This window comes from Stenotrophomonas sp. 22LJNL06-5-1, assembly GCF_056861455.1.
In genome coordinates, this window is sequence record NZ_JBSPUE010000018.1 from 1 (window position 1) to 780 (window position 780).

The following is a 780-nucleotide window of genomic DNA, read 5'->3' on the forward strand; positions in this document are numbered from 1 at the left end:
GTTCTCCAGCCAGCTGTTCCAGGTCGGCGCCAACGCTGGCCAGGCCATCGCCATCGACAAGGTGGTCGACGCCAAGGCTGACGCGCTGGGCAATGCCACCTTCGATGCCAACAAGGTGACCATCGCCGCTGGCACCGTGGCCGCAGCCGACGCCGGTAAGGAAATCACCTACTCCGGCCTGTCCATCGGCGGCGGCAGCCTGGCATCGCCGATCAAGATCGCCGACGTCAAGGTCACCTCGACCGGCGACGCCACCAAGGACCGCGCTGCCCTGGTTTCGGCCGCAGTCACCGCGATCAACGCCAAGATCGGCGAAACCGGCGTGTACGCCGAGGTCGATGGCGCCACCGCTGGCCAGATCAACCTGACCTCGGTCAAGGAAAGCGTCGACAAGACCGGCAAGTTCAGCGCCATGACCGCCACCGCGGGCACCAGCGCAGGCATCACCGGCTTCGACAGCGCCGCCGCCACCCCCAGCACTGCCGCCACCCCGGGCAAGCTGCTGAAGGACGTCGACATCAGCACCGTGAAGGGTGCCCAGCAGGCGCTGGAAGTGGTCGACAAGGCGCTGGGTTCGATCAACAACACCCGCGCTGACCTGGGTGCGATCCAGAACCGCTTCACCTCGGTCGTCGCCAACCTGCAGACCTCGACGGAAAACCTGTCGGCCTCGCGTAGCCGCATCAAGGATACCGATTTCGCCAAGGAAACCGCCGAACTGACCCGCACCCAGATCCTGCAGCAGGCCGGTACGGCCATGCTGGCCCAGGCCAACCAGGT

Annotated in this window: 1 protein-coding gene; it reads left to right on the top strand. The window is 66.2% G+C overall.

Annotation, left to right across the window (positions count from 1 at the left end; translation table 11 throughout):
• Nucleotides 1-780, top strand: a 780-nt coding sequence (locus AC13GF_RS20900) for a flagellin (RefSeq protein WP_483005848.1), incomplete at both ends; no start/stop codon positions are given.